The organism is Phaeovulum veldkampii DSM 11550, from assembly GCF_003034995.1.
GTDB classification, from domain to species: Bacteria; Pseudomonadota; Alphaproteobacteria; order Rhodobacterales; family Rhodobacteraceae; genus Phaeovulum; species Phaeovulum veldkampii.
Genome location: NZ_PZKF01000078.1, coordinates 1 through 4,961, shown reverse-complemented (window position 1 = coordinate 4,961; position 4,961 = coordinate 1). Strand labels below are relative to the sequence as shown.

The 4,961-nt window shown below is 61.2% G+C and carries 9 protein-coding genes and 1 riboswitch; of the genes, 6 read left to right on the top strand and 3 right to left on the bottom strand.

From position 1 onward, the window contains the following. From C5F46_RS15665 to bluB, 5 genes are all read left to right on the top strand, one after another. The coding region (locus tag C5F46_RS15665; RefSeq protein WP_181317774.1) for a Mu transposase C-terminal domain-containing protein at window positions 1–375 on the top strand (375 nt) is incomplete at its 5' end. 1 nt (window position 376) lies between these two features. Continuing rightward, window positions 377–1,258 carry a TniB family NTP-binding protein gene (locus C5F46_RS15660; protein WP_038147410.1) on the top strand — a complete coding sequence of 294 codons (882 nt, stop codon included), beginning with the start codon at window positions 377–379 and terminating at the stop codon, window positions 1,256–1,258. Further along, window positions 1,255–2,046, top strand: coding sequence for a TniQ family protein (locus C5F46_RS15655; RefSeq protein ID WP_038147409.1), 792 nt, complete (start codon window positions 1,255–1,257; stop codon window positions 2,044–2,046). Before C5F46_RS15660 ends, C5F46_RS15655 begins: the two co-directional genes overlap by 4 nt. Window positions 2,047–2,055: 9 nt before the next feature. Beyond that, a complete protein-coding gene (locus tag C5F46_RS15650) occupies window positions 2,056–2,310 on the top strand; it encodes a sterol desaturase family protein (protein ID WP_456238439.1) in 255 nt (84 codons plus the stop codon). A 56-nt stretch (window positions 2,311–2,366) separates the two neighbouring features. Then, a riboswitch (cobalamin riboswitch) is annotated at window positions 2,367–2,553 on the top strand. Between the two features lie 43 nt (window positions 2,554–2,596). Next, window positions 2,597–3,319 (top strand): 5,6-dimethylbenzimidazole synthase, encoded by a 723-nt coding sequence (gene bluB, locus C5F46_RS15645; protein WP_107326239.1) that lies wholly within the window; start codon window positions 2,597–2,599, stop codon window positions 3,317–3,319. 45 nt (window positions 3,320–3,364) lie between these two features. Here bluB and C5F46_RS15640 read toward each other — a convergent pair whose 3' ends face one another. From C5F46_RS15640 to C5F46_RS17165, 3 genes are read right to left on the bottom strand one after another with little or no spacing between them, the layout of a single operon-like run. Beyond that, the gene (locus tag C5F46_RS15640) at window positions 3,365–3,745 is read right to left on the bottom strand and encodes a hypothetical protein (protein ID WP_107326240.1); all 381 of its coding nucleotides are present in this window, start codon (window positions 3,743–3,745) and stop codon (window positions 3,365–3,367) included. A 15-nt stretch (window positions 3,746–3,760) separates the two neighbouring features. Continuing rightward, complete coding sequence (locus C5F46_RS15635) at window positions 3,761–4,453, bottom strand: ABC transporter ATP-binding protein (RefSeq protein WP_107326238.1); 693 nt, start codon at window positions 4,451–4,453, stop codon at window positions 3,761–3,763. A gap of 3 nt (window positions 4,454–4,456) precedes the next feature. Continuing rightward, entirely contained in the window at window positions 4,457–4,771 is a 315-nt protein-coding gene (locus tag C5F46_RS17165) for an FtsX-like permease family protein (protein WP_235820200.1), read from the bottom strand. Between C5F46_RS17165 and C5F46_RS17160 the strand changes: the two genes are divergently transcribed. Continuing rightward, window positions 4,758–4,961 (top strand): hypothetical protein (locus C5F46_RS17160; protein WP_235820199.1); only part of this gene is annotated, 204 nt, incomplete at its 3' end. The genes C5F46_RS17165 and C5F46_RS17160 overlap by 14 nt on opposite strands.

The window sequence follows — 4,961 nt, the reverse complement described above, 5'->3', positions numbered from 1 at the left end:
GGAAAGGTGGTCGTTCGCTACGATCCTCGCGATATCTCAATGATCTGGGTCGAACTGGACGATGGCCGGTATGTTGAGGCGCGGTACAGAAACCTGGAAATTCCGCCCGTCTCGCTCTGGGAATATCGCGAAGCGATGAGGAAGGCCCGTGCCCTTGGCAAGTCCGGGTCTAATGAGCTGGTGCTGGCTGAGCTGATCCGACAGCAACGCCAGATCGAAGCTGAAAGCCGGGGCCTGACGAAGGCCGAACGCAGAACCCGTGAAAGAAAAGGGACATTGAAGGGCACGAACTCGGCCGTCTCGACAACCGAAGGGCTGCGCCCGATCGATACGGGTGATACATCGCGCCCATTGTTCAAGGTGGAGAGATGGTGAATTGAGGGCAGGGACAACTGAAGAAGACGGCCGGATCGCCCTCATTCAATCGGATATCTGGATCGGCTTTCCTCGGGCGGAACAGGTGTTGGACCGCTTGCAGGGCATGATCGAAGCGCCACGACAAACCCGTATGCCTGGGCTTCTTGTGCATGGCGCCTCCGGGATCGGAAAGACGATGATTGCCCGAAACCTGTCGCGCAAGTACGCACCAGAATACGATCCGGCGTCGGGCATCACCCGCACACCGCTTCTGCTGTTGCAAGCGCCGCCCGCACCTGATGAACGGCGGTTTTACCTGCACATCCTGGCCGCCGTCGGCGCCCCGGCGACGGCTCTTAGCGCCCGCGCTCAAAATGTGGCTTCCCTCGAAGTCCGTGTCATCGCGCTCTTACGCGACCTTGGCCTGCGGATGATCATGATCGACGAGGTCCACAATCTCTTGGCCGGGACCCACCGCGAACAGCGCCGATTTCTCAATGTCCTGCGGTATCTCAGCAATGAACTCGAGGTGTCACTGGTCTGCCTTGGGGTCAGCGAGGCCGTCGATGCTATTCGCGGTGATATCCAGCTTGCCCGACGGCTGGACGAACATCATCTGCCAAACTGGCGCGACGATGCCGAGTTCTCGGACATGATCCAGACCCTTATTGCTGCCATGCCACTGGAAAAGAAGTCCAACCTGAAGGTCAAATCTCTCAAGCAGGTCTTGGCACTGACCGGTGGGGTGACCTCGCGCATCTTCGCTCTGGTCAAGGATCTTTCCATCGACGCCATTATCACAGGCGAGGAATGCATCACCGATGACGCAATCGCAAAATGGACGCCGGTTTGGTCGCGCCATGCGAACCCCCATCGGCGGCTCCAGAAGTCCCGGGTGTGAAGCCGCACCCGCTGCCCAAGACTGTCGCGCCGCTGCCAGACGAGTTGTTGTCAGGTTGGTTGTCTCGGCTGGCGGCGGCCAACTACTGTGATGATGCGGAACTACTGGCTCATCTCAGAATCGATACCGCGCATGGCACCGCCTTGGACTTCAACGTCGACGCGGCTGCGGCGGCGAAGATTGCCAACGCCGCACGGGTTAACCCAGATGTTGTTCGATCTTTGACCTTTCCGGCAATGACGCCACGAGAAGCCTCGCTGACGGCTCAGATGCCATTCCAGCATTGCATGCAATGCGCCAGAGAGGGTCTTTCGCTCAGGCATTGGAGGCGGGCCTGGGCATTTGACTGCCAAGTTTGCGGGACGAGACTTGTGCAGACCCTTGGCAAACTCCGTGAGGAACAAATATCTGGAAAACTGATATACCGAGCGCGCCGCGGGGCAGAGATGCTTGAGTGCGCCGCGCGCTCGCGCGGCCCCAAGCAACTTCGGCGCGCAATGCGCGCAGTCACCTTTGCCATGTCACTCAAAACCTTCCGCGGGGATCCGTCGTTCGCTGTCCAGAACCCCAGATCGGAAGTTAGGCTGTTCTGCCTCGCCGCAATCGCCGCCGCTCGATCTCATCCCTTGGCTAAGGCAGCCATCGTCAGCAAAAGCATCGACGACTATGCAAGGGTTGCTCTCTTGCGCGCCTTCGAGAAGGAGCCTCGATTGCTTGCCGCGGTTGATCACATCGCGCAAAGGTGCGCGAGAAACAGGGGCCCCATGACAGCCGTATCTCACAATTAAGGGCAAAAATTGTCGCCAAACGCGTCGCGTCTCAGATTAAAGGGCAACGCGACATACGGCTTCAACCTGCCGTGGTGGGACCGGCTGCTCGGGACCTACATCGCTCAGCCCGCCAAGGGGCACGAAGGGATGGAAATCGGTATCGAACAGTTTCGTACACAGCGTGATTTGTGGCTCGACCAGATGCTGGCTCAACCCCTTCGTGGACCAGCGAGCGGCTACGCCCTCGATCCAAATTCCGGGCTGAAGGATCCCGCAGAATGATTTTACGTCTGTCTTCGTCGGGAGTGCCGCGCTGATTGCGCCAGATCGAACTTACGCCTACAGTGGCGGCGTCTGGTGCCCGCCGCTTTTCGTGGCGGGATAATCGGGAACGCAGTGAAATCCTGCGACGTGCCCAACGCTGTAAGGTAGATGGGGCTGCATTTGCCACTGGTCGAATGACCGGGAAGGCGCAGCACCCGCGCGAAGCCAAGTCAGAAGACCGGCCAGACGAAACAGGACGCGCCGAAGGCCGGCGGCGCGCCCGTTTCGACGAAGGGGGACCGTCATGTCCGTTTCTGCCTCTCCGGTCGCGGCCGGAGCCTTCAGCGAAGGCGAGCGCGCTGCCGTCTATCGCGCTATCTTCTCGCGCCGCGACGTGCGCTCGCAGTTTACGGACACACCCGTGGACAAAGATGTTCTGATGCGCATTTTGACGGCTGCCCATCATGCGCCTTCGGTTGGGTTCATGCAGCCGTGGAACTTCATCATTGTCCGGGATGCCGGCGTGAGAGGTCGGGTTCAGGCCGCCTTTGCCGATGCAAACGCCGAAGCCGAAGCGATGTTCGGACCTGACCGCCGTCCGCTCTATTCCAGCCTGAAGCTTGAAGGCATCCTGCAAGCGCCGGTCAGCATCTGCGTCACTTGCGATCGCGCGCGTGGCGGCCCTGTTGTGCTTGGTCGCACCCACGCGCCCGAGATGGACCTTTATTCGACCGTCTGTGCTGTTCAGAACCTCTGGCTGGCGGCTCGGTCGGAAGGGATTGGTGTGGGTTGGGTCAGCATCTTTCGGTCGGGCGCGTTAAGCGAGATCCTTGGCCTGCCCGAAAGCGTTGTTCCGGTGGCCTGGCTTTGCCTCGGCTACGTAGAAGAGCTTTACGACCAGCCCGAATTGGCGGCTAAGGGTTGGGCAAGCCGCCTGCCGCTGGAGCAGTTGATCTTTTGCGACACCTGGGGTCAGTGCGAGGGGGCACGGGATGTCCCGTCAGACGTGACGCCGCCTGCTTGGTAGTATCGCGGCAGGCCGCATGGTGCCCTGTGAAAGGATTGCCTTCCGTCATGCGCGACTGGCCTTTTCCCTTGCCGCCACGACGCTGATCACCACCCAGATCGCCAGGCGCAGCGCCATCGCACCCATCGTCCGCGCCTCGTATGCAGTCCCGTGCCAGACCTCCAAGAGAAACACTGCAAAGATCGCTCCGGTCGCGAGGGTGATGGCGATGGCAAGGCCGGGTGCCCAGCCAGTCCTAAACCAAAGCCCCAGACCCGCGATGATGTAGGCAAACCCTGCTAAGAAATTGAACCACAGAACGAACGGGACGACGGCCCCCATGTCGGCGCCACCAAAAAGGGCGCGGCCTCCAGAAACGATGGTCAGGAGACCGAAAACGATTGCGACAACGGCGACGGCCGTCAGGGGCTTTCTGCGGGCGGGCATGACCATCTCCTTGGTTCAGCTGTCCACGAGACGACCATCGCGCAGGTGGATCAGGCGGTCGAAACGGTCGAAGATCTTTTCATCATGCGTCACGGCGATGATGCAGGCCTTCTGGTCGTTGGCGAGCTTTCGCAGAAGGTCCATCACAAGCTGCGCCCGACCACTGTCCAACGCAGCCGTGGGTTCATCGGCCAGGATGATCCGGGGGCGGTTCGCAAGCGCGCGGGCAATGGCGACGCGTTGCGCTTCGCCCCCGGATAGCAGGGCCGGCTTCACCTTGGCCCGATGCCCGACTTCAAGGTAATCAAGCAGATCGCGTGCCCGTTCGCGGCCTCTTTCGGCAGGCCAGCCCGCAAGGTCCAGCACGACCGAGACGTTCTCTTCGGCGGTCAGGAAGGGCAACAGGTTGTGCGCCTGAAAGATAAAGCCGATCTTGTCCAGGCGCAGCCGTCGCAGATCGCTTCGGAGCCATTTGCCGTCGAACACCGCATCGCCATCCAGTTCGACCCGGCCCGCAGTCGGGGCAAGAATGCAGCCGATCACGTTCAGCAGCGTCGTCTTGCCCGAACCGGACGGGCCCAGCAGCGCGATGACTTCGCCGACATGTACCCGCAGATCCACGGACCGTAAGGCATCGACACGGGTTTCGCCTTCGCCATAATGCTTGGCGACGCCCCGCACATCGACCAGAATGTCGCCCGGTGCCATGGGTCAGCCCCCGAGCGCTGTGGCAGGGTCAACCTTCAGCGCCGCGCGGACACCAAGACCCGAGGCAACAAGGCAGACCATCAGGATGATGCCGGTCAGCACCAGCGCGTTGAACGGCTCAAGCACTACGCGTCGGGGAAAGCTGTCCTTGACCAGAAGGATCAGGGCCAGCCCGATCGCAAGGCCAGAGATGCCAAGGATCAGCGCCTGTTGCACGATCAGGCCCACGATGGTTCGATCCGGGGCGCCGATCAGCTTCAGGGTAGCGATCTGCTTCAGCTTCTCCATGGTCATGGTGTAGATGATGAGCGCGATCACCACGGCGCTGACAGACAGCAGGATCCCCCAGGAACAGACCGATCTGGCGCCGCGCCCGGTCCACCACCGAGGCAAGCAGAAGCTGCTCCTGTTCACTTTGGCTGAGGGCGGAGAGGTGTTTCCATTGCCGAACCGTCGCGGTCAGAAGCGCACATCGGCACCGGGCTGCAGCCGGCAACAACGGCGGCCA

Bases quoted from the DNA above. Each gene is read 5' to 3' on its own strand.
- bluB (WP_107326239.1), top strand. From the start codon at position 2,597: ATGTCCGTTTCTGCCTCTCCGGTCGCGGCCGGAGCCTTCAGCGAAGGC.
- C5F46_RS15640 (WP_107326240.1), bottom strand. From the start codon at position 3,745: ATGCCCGCCCGCAGAAAGCCCCTGACGGCCGTCGCCGTTGTCGCAATC.
- C5F46_RS15635 (WP_107326238.1), bottom strand. From the start codon at position 4,453: ATGGCACCGGGCGACATTCTGGTCGATGTGCGGGGCGTCGCCAAGCAT.